The 15352-nt window shown below is 63.3% G+C and carries 15 protein-coding genes and 1 tRNA gene; 7 read left to right on the top strand and 9 right to left on the bottom strand.

Annotation, left to right across the window (positions count from 1 at the left end; genetic code table 11):
- Positions 1-43 precede the first annotated feature (43 nt).
- The 3 genes from dxs to K3177_RS01840 all read left to right on the top strand — a co-directional run bounded on the left by dxs (position 44) and on the right by K3177_RS01840 (position 3336).
- Positions 44-1966, top strand: a complete 1923-nt coding sequence (dxs, locus tag K3177_RS01850) for a 1-deoxy-D-xylulose-5-phosphate synthase (protein ID WP_221596653.1) — start codon at positions 44-46, stop codon at positions 1964-1966.
- Between the two features lie 11 nt (positions 1967-1977).
- Positions 1978-2400: a hypothetical protein gene (locus K3177_RS01845; RefSeq protein ID WP_221596651.1), complete on the top strand. Its 423-nt coding sequence runs from the start codon at positions 1978-1980 to the stop codon at positions 2398-2400.
- 138 nt (positions 2401-2538) lie between these two features.
- Positions 2539-3336: a crotonase/enoyl-CoA hydratase family protein gene (locus tag K3177_RS01840; protein WP_221596649.1), complete on the top strand. Its 798-nt coding sequence runs from the start codon at positions 2539-2541 to the stop codon at positions 3334-3336.
- Here K3177_RS01840 and K3177_RS01835 read toward each other — a convergent pair whose 3' ends face one another.
- The 5 genes from K3177_RS01835 to K3177_RS01815 all read right to left on the bottom strand — a co-directional run bounded on the left by K3177_RS01835 (position 3337) and on the right by K3177_RS01815 (position 9102).
- Complete coding sequence (locus K3177_RS01835) at positions 3337-4026, bottom strand: NnrU family protein (RefSeq protein ID WP_345725335.1); 690 nt, start codon at positions 4024-4026, stop codon at positions 3337-3339. It abuts the gene before it with no gap.
- A gap of 75 nt (positions 4027-4101) precedes the next feature.
- The gene (locus tag K3177_RS01830) at positions 4102-4608 is read right to left on the bottom strand and encodes an FKBP-type peptidyl-prolyl cis-trans isomerase (RefSeq protein ID WP_221596647.1); all 507 of its coding nucleotides are present in this window, start codon (positions 4606-4608) and stop codon (positions 4102-4104) included.
- 4 nt (positions 4609-4612) lie between these two features.
- Positions 4613-6022 carry an amidohydrolase family protein gene (locus K3177_RS01825; protein WP_221596645.1) on the bottom strand — a complete coding sequence of 470 codons (1410 nt, stop codon included), beginning with the start codon at positions 6020-6022 and terminating at the stop codon, positions 4613-4615.
- Positions 6019-7398: an amidohydrolase gene (locus K3177_RS01820; protein WP_221596643.1), complete on the bottom strand. Its 1380-nt coding sequence runs from the start codon at positions 7396-7398 to the stop codon at positions 6019-6021. The genes K3177_RS01825 and K3177_RS01820 overlap by 4 nt, the downstream gene beginning before the upstream one ends.
- 105 nt (positions 7399-7503) lie before the next feature.
- Positions 7504-9102, bottom strand: a complete 1599-nt coding sequence (locus K3177_RS01815; protein ID WP_103023918.1) for a peptide MFS transporter — start codon at positions 9100-9102, stop codon at positions 7504-7506.
- Between the two features lie 208 nt (positions 9103-9310).
- Here K3177_RS01815 and K3177_RS01810 point away from each other — a divergent pair, with 208 nt between their 5' ends.
- The 4 genes from K3177_RS01810 (at position 9311) to K3177_RS01795 (ending at position 11013) form a co-directional block, all read left to right on the top strand.
- Positions 9311-9652 carry a GntR family transcriptional regulator gene (locus tag K3177_RS01810; RefSeq protein ID WP_196847175.1) on the top strand — a complete coding sequence of 114 codons (342 nt, stop codon included), beginning with the start codon at positions 9311-9313 and terminating at the stop codon, positions 9650-9652.
- Positions 9653-9799: 147 nt separating this feature from the next.
- Positions 9800-10081 (top strand): integration host factor subunit beta, encoded by a 282-nt coding sequence (locus K3177_RS01805; RefSeq protein ID WP_103023920.1) that lies wholly within the window; start codon positions 9800-9802, stop codon positions 10079-10081.
- Between the two features lie 67 nt (positions 10082-10148).
- Positions 10149-10233 (top strand) — tRNA-Leu (locus K3177_RS01800).
- Between the two features lie 147 nt (positions 10234-10380).
- A complete protein-coding gene (locus K3177_RS01795; RefSeq protein WP_221596641.1) occupies positions 10381-11013 on the top strand; it encodes a PilZ domain-containing protein in 633 nt (210 codons plus the stop codon).
- Between the two features lie 21 nt (positions 11014-11034).
- Here the strand turns inward: K3177_RS01795 and msrB are convergent, their stop codons facing one another.
- The 4 genes from msrB to K3177_RS01775 all read right to left on the bottom strand — a co-directional run bounded on the left by msrB (position 11035) and on the right by K3177_RS01775 (position 15293).
- On the bottom strand, positions 11035-11532 hold the full coding sequence (gene msrB / locus K3177_RS01790) for a peptide-methionine (R)-S-oxide reductase MsrB (protein ID WP_103024104.1): 498 nt from the start codon (positions 11530-11532) through the stop codon (positions 11035-11037).
- Between the two features lie 78 nt (positions 11533-11610).
- Positions 11611-12951: a cytochrome P450 gene (locus K3177_RS01785; RefSeq protein ID WP_221596639.1), complete on the bottom strand. Its 1341-nt coding sequence runs from the start codon at positions 12949-12951 to the stop codon at positions 11611-11613.
- Between the two features lie 153 nt (positions 12952-13104).
- A complete protein-coding gene (locus K3177_RS01780; RefSeq protein ID WP_221596637.1) occupies positions 13105-14316 on the bottom strand; it encodes an ABC transporter permease in 1212 nt (403 codons plus the stop codon).
- Positions 14313-15293 carry an ABC transporter ATP-binding protein gene (locus tag K3177_RS01775; protein ID WP_221596635.1) on the bottom strand — a complete coding sequence of 327 codons (981 nt, stop codon included), beginning with the start codon at positions 15291-15293 and terminating at the stop codon, positions 14313-14315. The genes K3177_RS01780 and K3177_RS01775 overlap by 4 nt, the downstream gene beginning before the upstream one ends.
- Positions 15294-15352 lie beyond the last annotated feature (59 nt).

Genomic DNA, 15352 nt, shown 5'->3' with positions numbered 1-15352 from the left:
CGTTTGTCGACAGCCGCGTGATGTGGGTGTAGAGCGACGTGTTATGACAAGTCGCCCGAAGACGCCGTTGCTCGATACGGTCAATACCCCAGACGATCTCCGCAAGCTCGGCAAGGACCAGTTGCGGCAACTCTCCGACGAATTACGTGCCGAAATGATCGACGCCGTCGGCCAGACCGGTGGCCATCTGGGGTCGGGTCTGGGCGTGGTCGAACTGACCACGGCGATCCACTATGTTTTCAATACGCCGGAAGACAAGCTGGTCTGGGACGTCGGGCACCAGTGCTATCCGCACAAGATCCTGACCGGGCGCCGCGACCGTATCCGCACCCTGCGCCAGGGCGGCGGGCTCAGCGGCTTCACCAAGCGCGCGGAAAGCGAATACGACCCGTTCGGTGCTGCGCACAGCTCGACCTCGATTTCGGCTGCGCTGGGCTTTGCCATGGCCAACAAGATGCAGAACCGCCCGGGGCGCGGCATCGCCGTGATCGGTGACGGCGCGATGAGCGCCGGCATGGCCTATGAAGCGATGAACAATGCCGAACAGGCAGGCAACCGGCTGGTCGTGATCCTCAACGACAACGACATGTCGATCGCTCCGCCGGTAGGCGGCCTGTCCGCCTATCTCGCGCGCATGGTGTCCAGCAGCGAATATCTCGGTCTGCGCTCGATGGCATCGCGCATCGCACGCAAGATGGGCCGAAGGGTCTGGGGCGGTCTCGAGAAGGCGGAAGAATACGCCCGCGGCATGGTGACCGGCGGGACGATGTTCGAGGAACTTGGGTTCTACTACGTCGGCCCGATCGACGGGCACAATCTCGATCATCTCATCCCGGTGCTGGAAAACGTGCGGGACAGCGAACAGGGCCCGGTCCTGATCCATGTCGTGACTACGAAGGGCAAGGGCTATGCCCCCGCCGAAAACAGCGCCGACAAGTACCACGGCGTCGCCAAGTTCGACGTCGTCACCGGCGAACAGAAGAAATCGACGGGCGGCCCGCCCGCCTATCAGAACGTCTTCGGCGAAACGCTGGCCAAGCTGGCGAACGACGATCCGCGCATCTGTGCGATCACCGCTGCCATGCCCAGCGGAACGGGCGTCGATAAATTCGCCAAGGCGCATCCGGACAAGGCCTTCGATGTCGGCATTGCCGAACAGCATGGCGTGACCTTCGCGGCTGGTCTCGCAGCCGAGGGAATGCGACCCTTCGCGGCTATCTATTCCACCTTCCTGCAGCGCGCCTACGATCAGGTCGTGCATGACGTGGCCATCCAGAACCTGCCCGTACGCTTCGCCATCGACCGCGCCGGGCTGGTCGGTGCCGATGGCTGCACCCACGCGGGAAGCTTCGATGTAACCTATCTCGCCACCCTGCCCAATTTCGTGGTCATGGCCGCCGCCGACGAGGCGGAACTGGCCCACATGACCTACACGGCGGCCGAGTATGACGATGGCCCGATCGCCTTCCGTTACCCGCGCGGTAGCGGTACGGGCGTGGCAATTCCGGACCAGCTGGAAAAGCTCGAAATCGGCAAGGGCCGTGTGGTGCGTGAAGGCACCAAGGTCGCCATCCTTTCGCTCGGTGCCCGGCTGGAAGAAGCCAAGAAGGCCGCCGATCAGCTCGAGGCCAAGGGCCTTTCGACCACGGTGGCCGATATGCGCTTTGCCAAGCCACTGGATACCGCGCTGATCGAGAAGCTGATGCGCAGCCACGAGGTTGTGGTGACGGTAGAGGAAGGCGCCATCGGCGGCCTCGGCGCGCATGTGCTGACCTTTGCCAGCGACGAAGGTCTGACCGACGCGGGGCTCAAGGTGCGCACCATGCGTCTGCCTGACATTTTCCAGGACCAGGACGATCCTGACAAGCAGTATGACGAGGCAGGCCTCAACGCGCCGCACATCGTCGATACGGTGCTTAACGCGCTACGTCACAACAGCGCCGGCGTGGAAGAGGCTCGGGCTTGAGTTAGCGCATCGTGGGGGCGTTGCTTGGCATTCCTGAATGGCTCGCAGTCACATTGTTGGTCATTTTTGGGCTCAGCATCGCTATGCTGTATGGGTTTTGGAGCATTCGAAGGGCGCATCGACGCGTCGCAGCCACCCGTCCCAACCCGACTAGGCAACAGTTTATTGCATTGATGGAAGAGGATTGTTCTCCGGAAGTATCGGACTTCCTTTGGAGAAAAGCAGTATACTACGTCGAGCCGAGACTTACTCCGCACCCTGATGACGATCTCATGCTGGATCTGAAAATCGACGACGATGACATAGCGATGGACTGGCCACGAGACTGGGCAGAACAGCGCGGATTTCACGACAGCAATCTGCCGGACTGGCCAATGGAGTGGCCCGCCACCATTCGCAACTTTGGGCGATGGCTCGATATTGGGCCCCAATAGCTCTCATCACCCCGGGGTTGATGCGGGGTGGTGCTTCTTCCGGCGCTGCGCTCAAGGGCAGTCTGATCCCGGCTCGGGGGCCGGGGTGACGAAGCGGATGGGTGGTGGCATGGAAGTGAGCGAAAGGACCTTCCGCCCATGACCCTGCTCAACACCCACACCGCCGATCATGTCACCACGCTTACCCTCAACCGTCCCGAGACGATGAATCCTCTCGGTGCCAAGGGCGACGGGGATGCCTTCGCGGCGGCCTGCGATGCGATCAATGCGGACATGGATGTTCGCTGCGTGATCCTGACCGGGGCGGGGCGGGCCTTCAGTGCGGGCGGCGACATCAAGGCGATGAAGGAGCGGACAGGCACCTTCGGCGGAACTGCGCCGGAGATTTCGGACGGTTATCGTAACAACATCCACAAGGTGCTGCGCGCGCTCTACGGGCTGCGCGTCCCGCTGATCGCGGCGGTGAACGGGCCAGCGATCGGGCTGGGCTGCGATCTCGCCTGTCTTGCGGACATGCGCATCGCTTCCGACAGAGCGAAGTTCGGCGTTACCTTTCTCAAGCTCGGCATCATTCCCGGCGATGGCGGCACCTGGATCCTGCCGCGTATCATTGGTGAGGCGCGCGCGGCCGAGCTGTTCTACACCGGTGACGTGATCGATGCGCCTACAGCGCTCGACTGGGGCCTCGTCAGCCGCGTCGTCGAGGGGGAAGCACTGATGGATGAGGCTCGCGCGTTGGCTGCCAGGGTGGCTGCCATGCCGCCCCACGCACTGCGGCAGGCCAAGAACCTGATGCGGCAGGGCCGATCCATCAGTTACGATACGGCGCTCGAGATGGCGGCCAATACGCAGGCGCTCATGCACCTGACCGACGATCACATGGAAGGCATCGACGCCCTGCTGGAAAAACGCCGACCGCGGTTCGAAGGGCGTTAGTCAGCCCACCCACCGCCATATACCGGCGGGCATGCCATTGGCGTGAATATGGCCATAGGTGGCCCCGAGCCAGATGAGCAGGCCCCCGATCCAGGCGACCGCGCCCGCGTGCACGAGCTTGCCGAAGCGCGGCCAGTAGCTGGTCCGGCTTTGCCAGTCGTCCCACGCATCGCCCATCAGCGCCCGCTTCTTGCGGTCCTGCATGTGGGCGCCCGCGAGCGCCAGAAAGCCGATCGCGCCGGCCATGATCCACTGTCGCGGCGTCGGGCTGACCAGAACATGGGCAGCGGCCCACAGGGCGAAGCTCCACATCATCGGATGCCGCGTAACGTGGAAAACGCCGTGCACGGGCAAGGCGGCATTCCGGGTTGCCCGCGGATCGGGAAGGGCCGGATTGCGCACGAAGCTGCCCGCCAGCAAAACCGACGCGACCAGCATGATTATCGTGACGACGATCCAGATCGCATCGCTCATGCCATCCCACAGCGGCGTTCCACCCGGGCCCACGCTGCGAAACGCCGTCGCTGCCCAGATGAATGTGGCAAGCGCGACCAGCGAATACAGAATGCGAAAGCCATTCTCTCCCAGCGTGCCGACCAGCGACGCGCGAAGCGGATGGGAAAGGGCGAAGTGACTGCCAACGAATGCCACCGACGCGGCCAGCAGGGAAACGAGTGCAGGATCCATCATGACGCACCTTATGTTTACGGCGTCAACATAACTACCATGTCCTCCCGGCTTTGCAAGCGCCGCGTGCTTTCCGGATTAGTCGGCCTTTTCGATGCCGAGCAATTGCACCTTGAACAGCAGGGTCGCACCGCCGGGTATCGGGCCCTTGCCGGATGCACCATAGGCAAGGTCTGCCGGTGCTGCGATCTCGATCGTATCGCCTACACCCATCTCGGGGATCGCCATCTGCCACGCCTTGACCAGCCGATTGAGGGGGAAGGTTGCCGGTTCGGCCCGGTCGAACGAACTGTCGAAGGTCGTGCCGTCGATGAAAGTGCCCGCATAGTGCACGGTCACGGTGTCCTCGACACTCGGCTTTTCGTCGCTTCCCGCATAGTCGACATAGCGCCAGCGCAGGCCGCCGGGCATCACGCGCCAGCCACCTGCTGCATCCAGCTTGGTGAGATAGGCTTGCTGCGCGTTCATCCAGCCGATGTCCTGCGACCGGTCGACCGGAGGCGTATCCTGGGCATACAGCGCGTGAAAGCTCACGGCCGCCGCAGCGGCGCCCAATGCGAGCAGGGTGGTGCGCATTTCCTTCATGGCGTTACCAGTCGTATCCCTTGGGCAGGTCGTTCGTATCGAGGTCGCGATAACGATCGCGCAAACGGCTCTGATGGTTTTCGAGCGGTTGCTCGACGCCATCGATGAATACCTTCACCGGTGTCGATCCGACCTCGAGCGGGTCGCCGTCCCAGACCACCAGATCGCCGGCCGCACCCTGCGCCAGCGTACCGGCACGTCCATCGATGCCGAGGATACGCGCAGGCACCGAGGTGATCGCAGCCAGCGCCTGTCCCCAGGAAAGGCCCGCCGCACCCGGTACGCGGCCAAGCGCAACGAGATTGCCCGCATACTGGTTGAGGTTGCGCGGGTTTTCCATGGCGCTGGCGTTGATCGCCACCGTCACGCCGGCTTGCACCATGCGCCCGATATTGCTCTGGGTCGAAGCCAGTTCCTCGAAATTTTCGGGCAGATCGTCCAGCCCGTCGGCGATGACGGGAACGCCCGCCACGGCGATGTCCTGCGCGACAAGCCATCCTTCGCTCGCACCCACGAGCGCCATGTCGAGCCGCGGGAACTCCTTCTTGAGCGCGAGCACGCTGCGGATGTCCGAAGCGCGCTCGACCGCAACCAGCAGCAGTTGTTCTCCGCGCACCACCGGCACCAGCGCCGACGCGTCGAACCGGGTCAGCAACACGTCTCCGGCACGCTCGGCATATTCGCCCGACAGACGCGGATCGACCGGCACATCGTCGCCGAAATCGGTTTCGGGACGCGCCGACGACCGGCCCGGAATGCGTGCGTCCTCTCCCAACTTCATCGCCTCGCGCAGCGCATTGCGGAACAGGACGTGCGCAGCAACGCGGCTGCCACCTGCGATCCGGCCGCCCTGCTCACCCAGCGCCACCATCTGGAAGGCACGCGGGCGCATTACGGCGTCGGGATCGGCGCCAAGATCGATGATCGCGCCCTGGCCAGCGAAGATGGAGGCCGAGGGCGATGTCGTGGTCGCGGCGCGGGTCACACCGGCAGCACGGTGGACGAGGATGTGCTGCGAGTTGGGATTGACCGCCGGCGCCACATCGAGCGCGGCGCTGAAGGGCGAGTTGCGGGCAGAACTGTCGTTCGATTCTCCGACACCGCCGACATCAAGCAGACCCAGCGTGGTGATCGCCGCAACGATACCCGGGGTAACCCAGGCACCCTGTCCGTCGATCGCGGTCGCGCCGCCCGAGGCAGGCATTCCGGACGCGGGCCCGGCATAGACCACGCGGCCGCCGCGAACGAGCACGGCGCCATTTTCGACGGGCTCGCTTCCATCGCCGGTCGCAACCGTGACCCCGGTGATGGCGACATCCTGCGCGCTGGCCGAATGACCGACGAATGCGCCGACGAGGCCAAGAGCGATGCCCACGGCACCGAGGGGAGAGAGACGTTTGCTGGCCTTGCTCATTTCACGTCTCCTTCGCCCGGCTGGCCGAGTTCGAAATCGCTCACCGGTCGGCGTTTGCGATCCATGGCATCATACATCAGCGCCCCGTCGATCCAGACCTTCTCAGGCCTTGTGTAAACCGACAGCGGATCGCCGTTCCACAGCACGACGTCGGCCATCTTCCCGGGCTCGAGACTGCCGGTCATGTCGCCGATTCCCATGGCCTTGGCTGCATTATAGGTGAACCAGCCCACCACTTCGGCATCGGGAATATCGATGCCGATGCGACGCCCGGCGGCCTGCGCCTTGGCGGCTTCCTGATTGAGCCGCTGAATGCCGTTCGCATCGTCGGAGTGGATGACGACGCAGGCACCTTCGCGCTGCAGGAAGGCGGCATTTTCCAAGATGCCGTCATAGGCTTCCATCTTGAAGCCATACCAGTCGGCCCAGACGGCGCTGCACACGTCGTTCTCGCGCAGGAGATCGCCGATCTTGTAGGCTTCGACCGCGTGGTGGAAGGCCGTGACCTTATAGCCCATTTCCTTGGCCATATCCATGACCAGGGCCATCTCGTCGGCACGGTAGCAGTGATTGTGGACCAGGATCTCGCCGTCGAGAACGCCCTTCAGCGTTTCCTTGCCGAGATCGCGCTTTTCGCCGTCATAGGCCTGCGCATCGAGCCACATCTGCCGGTTGACCGCGAAATTGCCCATCCGCGTTGAAGGCATCCGACCCTTGCTGCCGTAGACCCGCTTGGGGTTTTCGCCGCAAGCCATCTTCATGCCGTAGGGCGCGCCGGGGAATTTCATGCCCTGCACTGTGCGGGCGGAAACGTTCTTGAGGGTGACCGAGCGCCCGCCGGTCAGATTGGCCGATCCGGGCAGGATCTGCAGCGCAGTCACGCCCCCGTTCGCAAGCGCGCGGGTAAAGCCGGGGTCCTGCGGCCAGACCGAATGTTCGGCCCAGACTTCGGGCGTCATCGGGGCGGTCGCTTCATTGCCGTCGGAATGGGCTTCGACGCTGGGGGTGGGATAGTCGCCCAGATGCGAATGGATGTCGATCACGCCGGGGGTTACGAACTTGCCGCTGCCGTCGACGACATCGTATCCCGTCGTGGAAAGAGATGCATCGCCCACGGCGGCAACCTTGCCGTCGCGGAACAGGACCGTGCCATTGTCGATCCGACCGCCGCGACCGTCGTAGATCGTGGCGCCGACCAGTGCGGTCGGGCGTCCGGGATAGGGTTTATACGTGGAAGGGAACGGCGCATTGCCATCCTTGCCGACGGGTGCGGTCCAGTCGCGCGACGAAGCCGATGCGGTGTCGCCGCCGCCGGTCGTTGAACATCCCGCCACAACGAATGCTGCGGCACAGGCAAGCAAGGCAAATCTAGTCATGAAACCCCCAAATCAGTCGGGCCGGAGCATTGCTGCCCCGGCCCGTGCGGTCAATTACATTCGTCGGTGCTAGCTGGTGTTTTGCCGATTGACGCCGCGCCCCGGTCAGACACGCGGGCGGGTTTCGGGATGGATCCCGGCACCCTGCGGTTCGCCCGGACCTTCGGCCTGGCCGAGCAGGTCGTCGCCTTCGACGTCGTCCTTAAGCGAATCGAGGTGCATCAGCTTTTTCACGAAGGGGCTGATGAGCATCACGACGATGCCGATGGCGATCGCGTACCAACCCACCGTCGAATAGACCCCGAGTACGACCTGCTTGCCGGACTCTTCGCCAACGCCCTCGGCGCCGGTCGCGGCAGCGATCAGGCCAGCCGCGAAGTTACCGGTGGCGGATGCAAAGAACCAGGTCCCCATGATCAGCGAGGCCATGTGTGCCGGGCTGAGGCGGTTCATCGCCGAAAGGCCAACCGGGCTGAGGCAGAGTTCGCCGGTCGTGTGCAGCAGGTAGATCAGGAAGATCAGGATCACCGGGGTCGGAACGCCGACACCCACCGCCTGTGCGCCCCAGACGAGAACCAGGAAGCCCAGCCCGACCTGAACGACGCCCAGACCGAACTTCATCGGCGTGGACGGCTCCCAGCCACGTCGCCCGAGCCATAGCCACAATCCGGCAAACACAGGCGCGAGCAGAACGATGTAGATCGCATTCAGCGACTGGAACATCGCAGCGGTCGGCTCGAAGCCCACGATGGAGCGGTCGACATGACGGTCGGTGAACAGGTTGAGGCTCGAGCCTGCCTGTTCGAACAGCGCCCAGAAGACGATCGATACGAATATCAGGAACATTGCGGCGAAAATGCGGTCGCGTTCTTCGGCAGGCAGCTTGGCCACTGCAATCCACAGCACATAGGTTACCAAGCCCAGGCCGAAGACGGCCAGAACCCAGCCGACCAGTTCCTGATACTGGATCGCCAGCCAGCAAAGGCCGACCATGGCGAGGCCGACGGCATAAATTCCGATTTCACGGCCACCTTTGAGTGCTGCGGGATCTTTCGGTTCACCGCGGCCCAGCAGGAGCGGCTTGCCCCAGATGAATACCACCAGGCCAAGCAGCATACCTACGCCGGCGGCGCCGAAGCCGTAGGACCAGCCATAATCCGGGTGCATACCGAGATAGCCGCACAGCAGCGATCCCAGGGCCGCGCCCATGTTAATGCCCATGTAGAAAATCGTGTAGGCCGGATCGCGGCGGATGTCGGTGCGCGGGTAGAGCTGCCCGACCATCACAGAGATATTGGCTTTCAGGAAACCGGAGCCCACGATGATCAGCGCCAGCGCCAGCCAGAACACGTTCATGATCGCGGAACCTTGTCCGCCATCGCCTTCGAACGCCATGAAGAAGTGGCCGAAAGTAAGGAGAACGGCGCCGAACAGCACCGCCTTGCGCTGACCGAGATAACGGTCGGCCAGGTATCCGCCGACCACCGGCGCGATATAGACCAGCGCGGTATAAGCGCCGTAGATGATCGATGCTTCGCTATCGCTGAACAGCCAGTGCTGAACGAGATAGAAGATCAGCAGAGCGCGCATGCCGTAATAGGAAAAACGCTCCCACATTTCGGCAAAGAACAGGACGAAAAGCCCTTTGGGGTGGCCGAAGAACGTCCCTGCCGAATCCCCATCTGGCAATGCTTGCGTGGCCATATTTGGCAAACCTCATCAATTGTATCGGAAGCCATGCGACCCACAGCCTCCTCCCCGAAGAAGCGCGCACACTAACGGTTCGCGCGCCCATGTGAAGCATTAGTTACACAAGTGACCGTCTTGCGGCTGTCTGAACGCTGCGCTGCCGGGAACCTTGCGCGACGCGGTGTATTATGGCACTGAAGCAGTCTGTCGCGGGGAAATGACGATGAAGAACCAGTCGAAGCCGGTCTACCTCAAGCTGCGCGACATGATCGCAGCGGCGATTATCGATGGCCGGTATGCGGAAGGCGACATGCTTCCTTCGGTGCGTGCGCTGGCGGCGGAACAGGGCGCCAATCCGCTCACGGTGGCCAAGGCTTACCAGCAATTCCAGAACGATGGCCTCGTCGAGGTGCAGCGCGGCGTCGGCATGTATGTCGTGCCCGGCGCAGCCGGCCGCCTGCGCAAGAGCGAGCGCGAGGCCTTCCTGCGCGAGGAATGGCCCGAAATCAGGGCGCGCATGGACCGGCTGGGCGTATCGGCCCGCGAACTGCTTGCCGAAGCATGAGAAACACACGAAATTCTGCCGGGCCGGCTTGCGGGTTGACCCGGCTTCTGCCACAGTCGTAAGGCTGGAATCGCGCAATAAACTGCGGGTTTCCAAGGGTCGCGTTGGAACCAGAAATTTGCGGCCGGAGAGGCCGGGAGCACACCTATGATCCGATCCGAACTCCTCACCGCGCTGGCGCAGGACAATCCAGAATTGCGCGCAGAAGAGGTCGAGCAGGTGGTCGATATCTTTTTCGAAGAAATCGCCCAGCGTCTCGCCGAAGGCGGTCGGGTGGAACTGCGCGGCTTCGGCGCCTTTTCCACGCGCGAACGCGAAGCGCGCAAGGGCCGCAACCCCCGCACCGGCGAAACGGTCGACGTTCCTGCCAAGAGCGTGCCTTACTTCAAACCGGGCAAGGACATGCGCAAACGCCTCAACCAGGAATGAACTGTTCGCCCATGTGCGAACCGTGATTGCCCGCCCGCCCGGCAGCGACTAGGGCGATGCGCTGCAAGCGGGTGTGGCGGAATGGTAGACGCCGGGGACTTAAAATCCCCTGAGCTTTGCTCGTGCGGGTTCGAGTCCCGCCACCCGTACCAGCCGCGTGCGGCATCCGTCCCGCCACTGTACCCGCTTTATCTCCGCATTAACCCCTAACCCCTTATTAGCGCGGTTCGAAGGGGTGTTCGTGCAGTGTTGCCGCAGCAGCCAGTACGCGGCTGTGTGCAATCGGGAAGCAAGGGACGATGGATTACACCAACGGACTCGACACGGGCGAACAGGCGCCTTCCGACACCGCCGATCAGCGCGGCGCACCGCGTTTCGTGTCGCTCATCCGCGCCGCGAAGCTCGTTTGCGGCCAGGGCGAATTCGTCTGCGTAATCCGCGACGTGTCGTCGACCGGTGTGTCGATCCGGACCTTCCATGCCCTGCCGACGGACAAGGCGGTCGCGCTCGAACTCCAGAACGGCGAAACCTACGAACTCGAACTGGTCCGCAGCGACGGCTTCGATGCCAGCTATCGGTTCGCCGCGCCGGTTGCCGTCGATCGCCTGATTCGCGAAAACTGGAGTTATCCCAAACGCGCCCTGCGGCTTAACATCATGCTGCCGCTGACGGTCACCAGCCTTGCCGGACGGACGGAGGCGTTCACCGTCAACCTGTCGCAGCAGGGCTCGCGCATCGAATGCGACCACGTGTTCGCCATCGATCAGCGGCTGACGATCGGCTGCGAACAAATGCCCGATGTGCGCTGCAAAGTGCGCTGGCGCAGGGATGCCAACTACGGCCTGGTGTTCGAAGACACCTTCTCCCTGCGCGAATTCGCCATGCTCGCCGTCAGGGTCCAGTGCCCGATCCTGGTGCAGGACACGATGTAATCCGAACCTCGGCCGAACGGCCTAGGCAGGTTTGAAGTCCATCGCTGCGCCATTGATGCAGTGGCGCTTGCCCGTCGGCTTGGGACCGTCATCGAATATGTGCCCAAGATGGCCGCCGCAGTCGGCGCAGTGGACCTCGGTCCGCGGATAACCGATCTTGTAATCGGTGGTGGTGCCGACCGCGCCCTTGTCCAGCGCCTGCCAGAAACTGGGCCAGCCGGTTTTCGAATCATATTTCGTCTTGGAACTGTAGACCCCGTTGCCGCATCCCGCGCACACGAATGTGCCGGCCCGCTTCTCGTCATTGAGCGGCGAGGAATAGGGCCGTTCGGTCGCCGCTTCGCGCAGCACCGCAAATTCCTGTTTCGTCAGCTTCTTGCGCCATTGCGCCTCGGAAAGCTTGACCGGGAAATTCTTGGCTTCCGCCCGGCCGGAGCCGCAGGCGGCCAGTGTGGCAAAGCTGACGGACGCGCCGACCCACTCGAGCAGGCGGCGACGGTTGAGGGTATGCTGAGTCATGGTGTCTCGGTTCATGGCATGGGGAATAGCACCCCACGCCTGAACCTACGCTTGAAACGGGTGAAAGGTTACACAGCCTCAGAAATCGGTGATTTCGACCTCGAGCTTGCGGAAGCCGTGGACGAAGTTCGCTTTGACCCGCTCGATGTCCCCGGCAAGATGCACCCGCATGCGCCGTTTGTGCAGTTCTTCGAGCAAGATGCGCAGCTGTAGTTCGGCCAGCCGGGCTCCCACGCAGCGGTGAATGCCATAACCGAAAGCGATGTGGCGGCGGGCGTTTTCGCGGGTCAGGTCCAGCTTGTCGGGGTTTTCGAACACTTCCTCGTCGCGATTGGCCGATAGATACCACAGCACGACCTTGTCCCCGGCCTTGATCTGCTGGCCGAATACCTCAGTGTCTTCCACGCAGGTGCGGCGCATATGGGCCAGCGGGGTCTGCATGCGCAGCATTTCCTGCACGGCATTGGGAATGATCGAAGGATCCTGCTCGAACAGCTTGCGCTGCTCGGGATTCTTGTCCAGCTGATAGACGAAACCGCTCATCGAATTGCGCGTGGTGTCGTTGCCGCCAACGATCAGCAGGATCAGATTGCCCATGAATTCCTGCGGGCTCATCTGGTTCATGGCTTCGGAATGGATCATCATGGAAATCAGATCGTCGCCCGGTTCCTTGTCGTGCGTGCGCTCGATCCATAGCGACTGGAAATAGGCCGCCATTTCCTGAAGTATGCCCCAGCGCACCTCGTCCAGCTCGCGTACGGTGGCCAGTTCCGTGTCGCCCGACCAGTCGGACCAGAACGTCAGCAGGCGGCGGTCCTCCCAGGGGAACCCGAACAGGATCGCCAGCATGCCGGTGGTCAGTTCGATGCTGACGGTGTCGACCCAGTCGAACACCTCGCCGCGGGGTAGGGAATCCAGCAGTTCGCCGGTGCGCTGGCGAATCTCGCCTTCCATCTCGGCCATGCCGCTGGGCGTGAACTTGGGCGCAACGGTGCGCCGCTGGCCGGTGTGCTGGGGCCGGTCCATGGCAATGAACATCGGCAGTTCGCGGCGTTCGTCCAGCCCGCGCTCGGCAAGCTGCTCATCGGTCAGTCGCTCGAGGATAGTGATCCCGCCATGCTCCCAGCTTGAAGAGAACGTATCGGGCAGGGCCTCGATATGCTGGATCGCCTTGTGACCGACCACGGCCCAGTACGGGCCGAAGGGGCTGTCATCGATATAGTGCAGGGGCCCGGCTTCGCGCATTTCGCGGAAGATCGGATGCCACGCATTCTCGGCATAGATATCGCTGCGGCTGACATCCCATTTGTGGGGATGATGCAGCTTGTCTTCGGGGTGTTCCGCGAAATGCTGTTTCAGCGCCTGATGGGCACTGGGCGATGTGCGGCACTGGGGGCGTTCGATTGCAGCGGTTGCCATGTGTCTCTCCTCTCGAGAGGGGGCGATTCTTTACGTTCGGCCTCCCTCTTTCCCGCCATCCTGCCCTAACTGACACGTGTGTCAATAGTGCGTTGCAAATCGCCACCGATCTTTCGGTCAGCTTCGCCGGTCATGGTCTCGCGATTGCCGGTATCACGCCGATCGCGCCCTGCCGAACCGCGGCTTTCGCGCCCGTCCGCCCTTGCCCGATTTCATCACGCGCCGCCGGAAGATCATCGCGCCGAACCTCACGAACAGGATCACGCACAGCGCCTGCCAGGCCAGGGCCAGCATATGCGGCCACAAGGCTTCCGACTGCGCGGCGCGGGCCAGCATCGCGAAAGGCGAGGATAGCGGGAACATCGCGGCGCCGATCTCCAGGGGCGATCCAGGGCTGGTGATCGCGGAAGCGGCCAGGAAGAACACCAGCAATTGCGCCATGGTGACAGGCATCGACATGGTCTGCACTTCGCGCACGGTCGCCGCCATTCCGCCGATCGTCAGGAACAGCGACCCCAGCAGCAGATAGCCCATTGCGAAATAGACGATCCCGAAGGCGATGAAGAGCGGCCAGCCCAGCGCCGGTTCGGGCAATTGCGGCAGGGCATTACCGGCCAGCAAGGCTATCGCCCCGCCCGCTACGGCCCACACGGCGATTCCCACGAAGCTGACGCCCAGCATGGCGACCAGTTTGCCCAGAAACACGGCGTCCATCGGAATGGCCGCTGCGAGGACCTCGATGACCTTGTTCGCCTTTTCCTCGACCAGATTGGACAGCACCATTCCGGCCAGCAGCATCATCAGCAGGAAAAGCAGCAATTGCCCAGCCTGCGCCGTTCGGATGCGGTCGGTGCGTTGCGCAGCGACACTGGTCTCGACCGGGTTCTCCCGGACTGCTGGGAAGGATGCGACAGTTCCCGTCCGCGCCTCCGCAGCGATCAGGGCGATCGGGCCGCGCCAGAAATCGATGCTGTCCTGCGGGCCGGTCAGTTGCGGTTCCCCGGGTGTACCACTGACGACGGCGATGTAGTTCCTGCCTTTTTCGCGCAGGATTGCCTCGGGCCTTTCGGCGCTGCTGGCAATGCCCAGTTCGGGCAGCGCCATACCGATTTGCGGCGCCAGCCGGGCTCTGGCCTCGACCATCGCCTGCGCATCGGGTTCGCTCATGGCAACGGCCACCAGCCTGGTGTTTGCATCGCGCTGCACCTGGCCGCCGATCCCGCCTGCCATCGCACCGATGATGATCGGGAACAGGGGGCCGAGCAGGAAAAAGAAGAATGCCCGGCTGAACAGGATGGCATGGAAGTCGCGCCGGGCAACGACGCGGGCCGCTTCGAACAGCGACAGGCGCGTGGTATCGCTCATTGCCCGGTTCCTTCACCGCTGCCCTCGCGCAGCGCGCGGGCCGCTGCTTCGCCGGCTATCTCGACGAAGGCATCGTGCAGGCCGGCGCGCTCGATCGACAGTGACAGGATTCCGGCTTCTCCCTCGATCAGGGGTTTCAGCAAAGCCTCAATTCCGCTCTCTGGTACGGGGAAATACCAGAAATGGCTGCCGCTGGCCTTCACGTCGTGGCGGGTATCTGCAGGAAGGGCGCTGCACCAGACGCCAGCGCCGGTGCGCGTCTCCAGCCGGACCTGCGCAGGGATGCGGTCGCGCGCCACATCCACCGATCCGGCATAGGGCACCTTGCCTCCGGCAATGATCGCCACTTCATCGCACAGTCGTTCGGCGTGGTGGATGACGTGAGTGGAAAAGATGACTGTCGTTCCGCCCAGGGCCAGCTCGCGAATCATCGTTTCCAGCTTGCCCTGGTTGATCGCGTCGAGCCCGCTGAACGGTTCGTCCAGCACCACCAGCTTCGGGCGATGCACCAGCGTGCCGAGCAATTGTACAGTCTGCGCCATGCCCTTCGACAATTGGCGGATCTGCCGGTCGATCGCATGGCCCATGCCGTGCCCCTCCAGCAATTCACGTCCGCGCGCCTTGCCTTCGGCCAGCGGCAGCCCGCGCAGTGCGCCCATGAACGCGATCGCATCGTCGCATTTCATTGCGGGATACAGGCCGCGTTCCTCGGGCAGGTAGCCGATCAGCTTGGCAACTTCGTGCGGACGGTCGTTGCCGAACACGCGGCGCACGCCTTCGTCGGGGTCTATGATGCCCAGCAACATCCGCAGTGTCGTCGTCTTGCCTGCGCCGTTGGGGCCCAGAATGCCGTAGATCGCGCCTTCGGGCACGGAAATATCCACCCCGTCGACAGCCAGCGTGTCGTCGAAGCGCTTGACCAGTCCGCGCGCCTCGATAGCGAGCAGTCGATGGCCGTCGGCCGGGGGTCGCGTCATGGTGCCTGTCTCGGTAAGCATGGGCGCATCGATAGTGGCTGGCAGTGAACGGGAGCACA

It is taken from the genome of Qipengyuania pacifica, assembly GCF_019711555.1.
In the GTDB taxonomy this organism is placed as follows: Bacteria; Pseudomonadota; Alphaproteobacteria; order Sphingomonadales; family Sphingomonadaceae; genus Qipengyuania; species Qipengyuania pacifica.
This window is presented reverse-complemented; position numbering and strand designations above follow the sequence as displayed.

Coding starts and splice junctions, on each gene's coding strand:
- dxs (WP_221596653.1), top strand. CDS start 44: ATGACAAGTCGCCCGAAGACGCCGTTGCTCGATACGGTCAATACCCCA.
- K3177_RS01840 (WP_221596649.1), top strand. CDS start 2,539: ATGACCCTGCTCAACACCCACACCGCCGATCATGTCACCACGCTTACC.
- K3177_RS01835 (WP_345725335.1), bottom strand. CDS start 4,026: ATGATGGATCCTGCACTCGTTTCCCTGCTGGCCGCGTCGGTGGCATTC.
- K3177_RS01830 (WP_221596647.1), bottom strand. CDS start 4,608: ATGAAGGAAATGCGCACCACCCTGCTCGCATTGGGCGCCGCTGCGGCG.
- K3177_RS01825 (WP_221596645.1), bottom strand. CDS start 6,022: ATGAGCAAGGCCAGCAAACGTCTCTCTCCCCTCGGTGCCGTGGGCATC.
- K3177_RS01820 (WP_221596643.1), bottom strand. CDS start 7,398: ATGACTAGATTTGCCTTGCTTGCCTGTGCCGCAGCATTCGTTGTGGCG.
- K3177_RS01815 (WP_103023918.1), bottom strand. CDS start 9,102: ATGGCCACGCAAGCATTGCCAGATGGGGATTCGGCAGGGACGTTCTTC.
- K3177_RS01810 (WP_196847175.1), top strand. CDS start 9,311: ATGAAGAACCAGTCGAAGCCGGTCTACCTCAAGCTGCGCGACATGATC.
- K3177_RS01805 (WP_103023920.1), top strand. CDS start 9,800: ATGATCCGATCCGAACTCCTCACCGCGCTGGCGCAGGACAATCCAGAA.
- K3177_RS01795 (WP_221596641.1), top strand. CDS start 10,381: ATGGATTACACCAACGGACTCGACACGGGCGAACAGGCGCCTTCCGAC.
- msrB (WP_103024104.1), bottom strand. CDS start 11,532: ATGACTCAGCATACCCTCAACCGTCGCCGCCTGCTCGAGTGGGTCGGC.
- K3177_RS01785 (WP_221596639.1), bottom strand. CDS start 12,951: ATGGCAACCGCTGCAATCGAACGCCCCCAGTGCCGCACATCGCCCAGT.
- K3177_RS01780 (WP_221596637.1), bottom strand. CDS start 14,316: ATGAGCGATACCACGCGCCTGTCGCTGTTCGAAGCGGCCCGCGTCGTT.
- K3177_RS01775 (WP_221596635.1), bottom strand. CDS start 15,293: ATGACGCGACCCCCGGCCGACGGCCATCGACTGCTCGCTATCGAGGCG.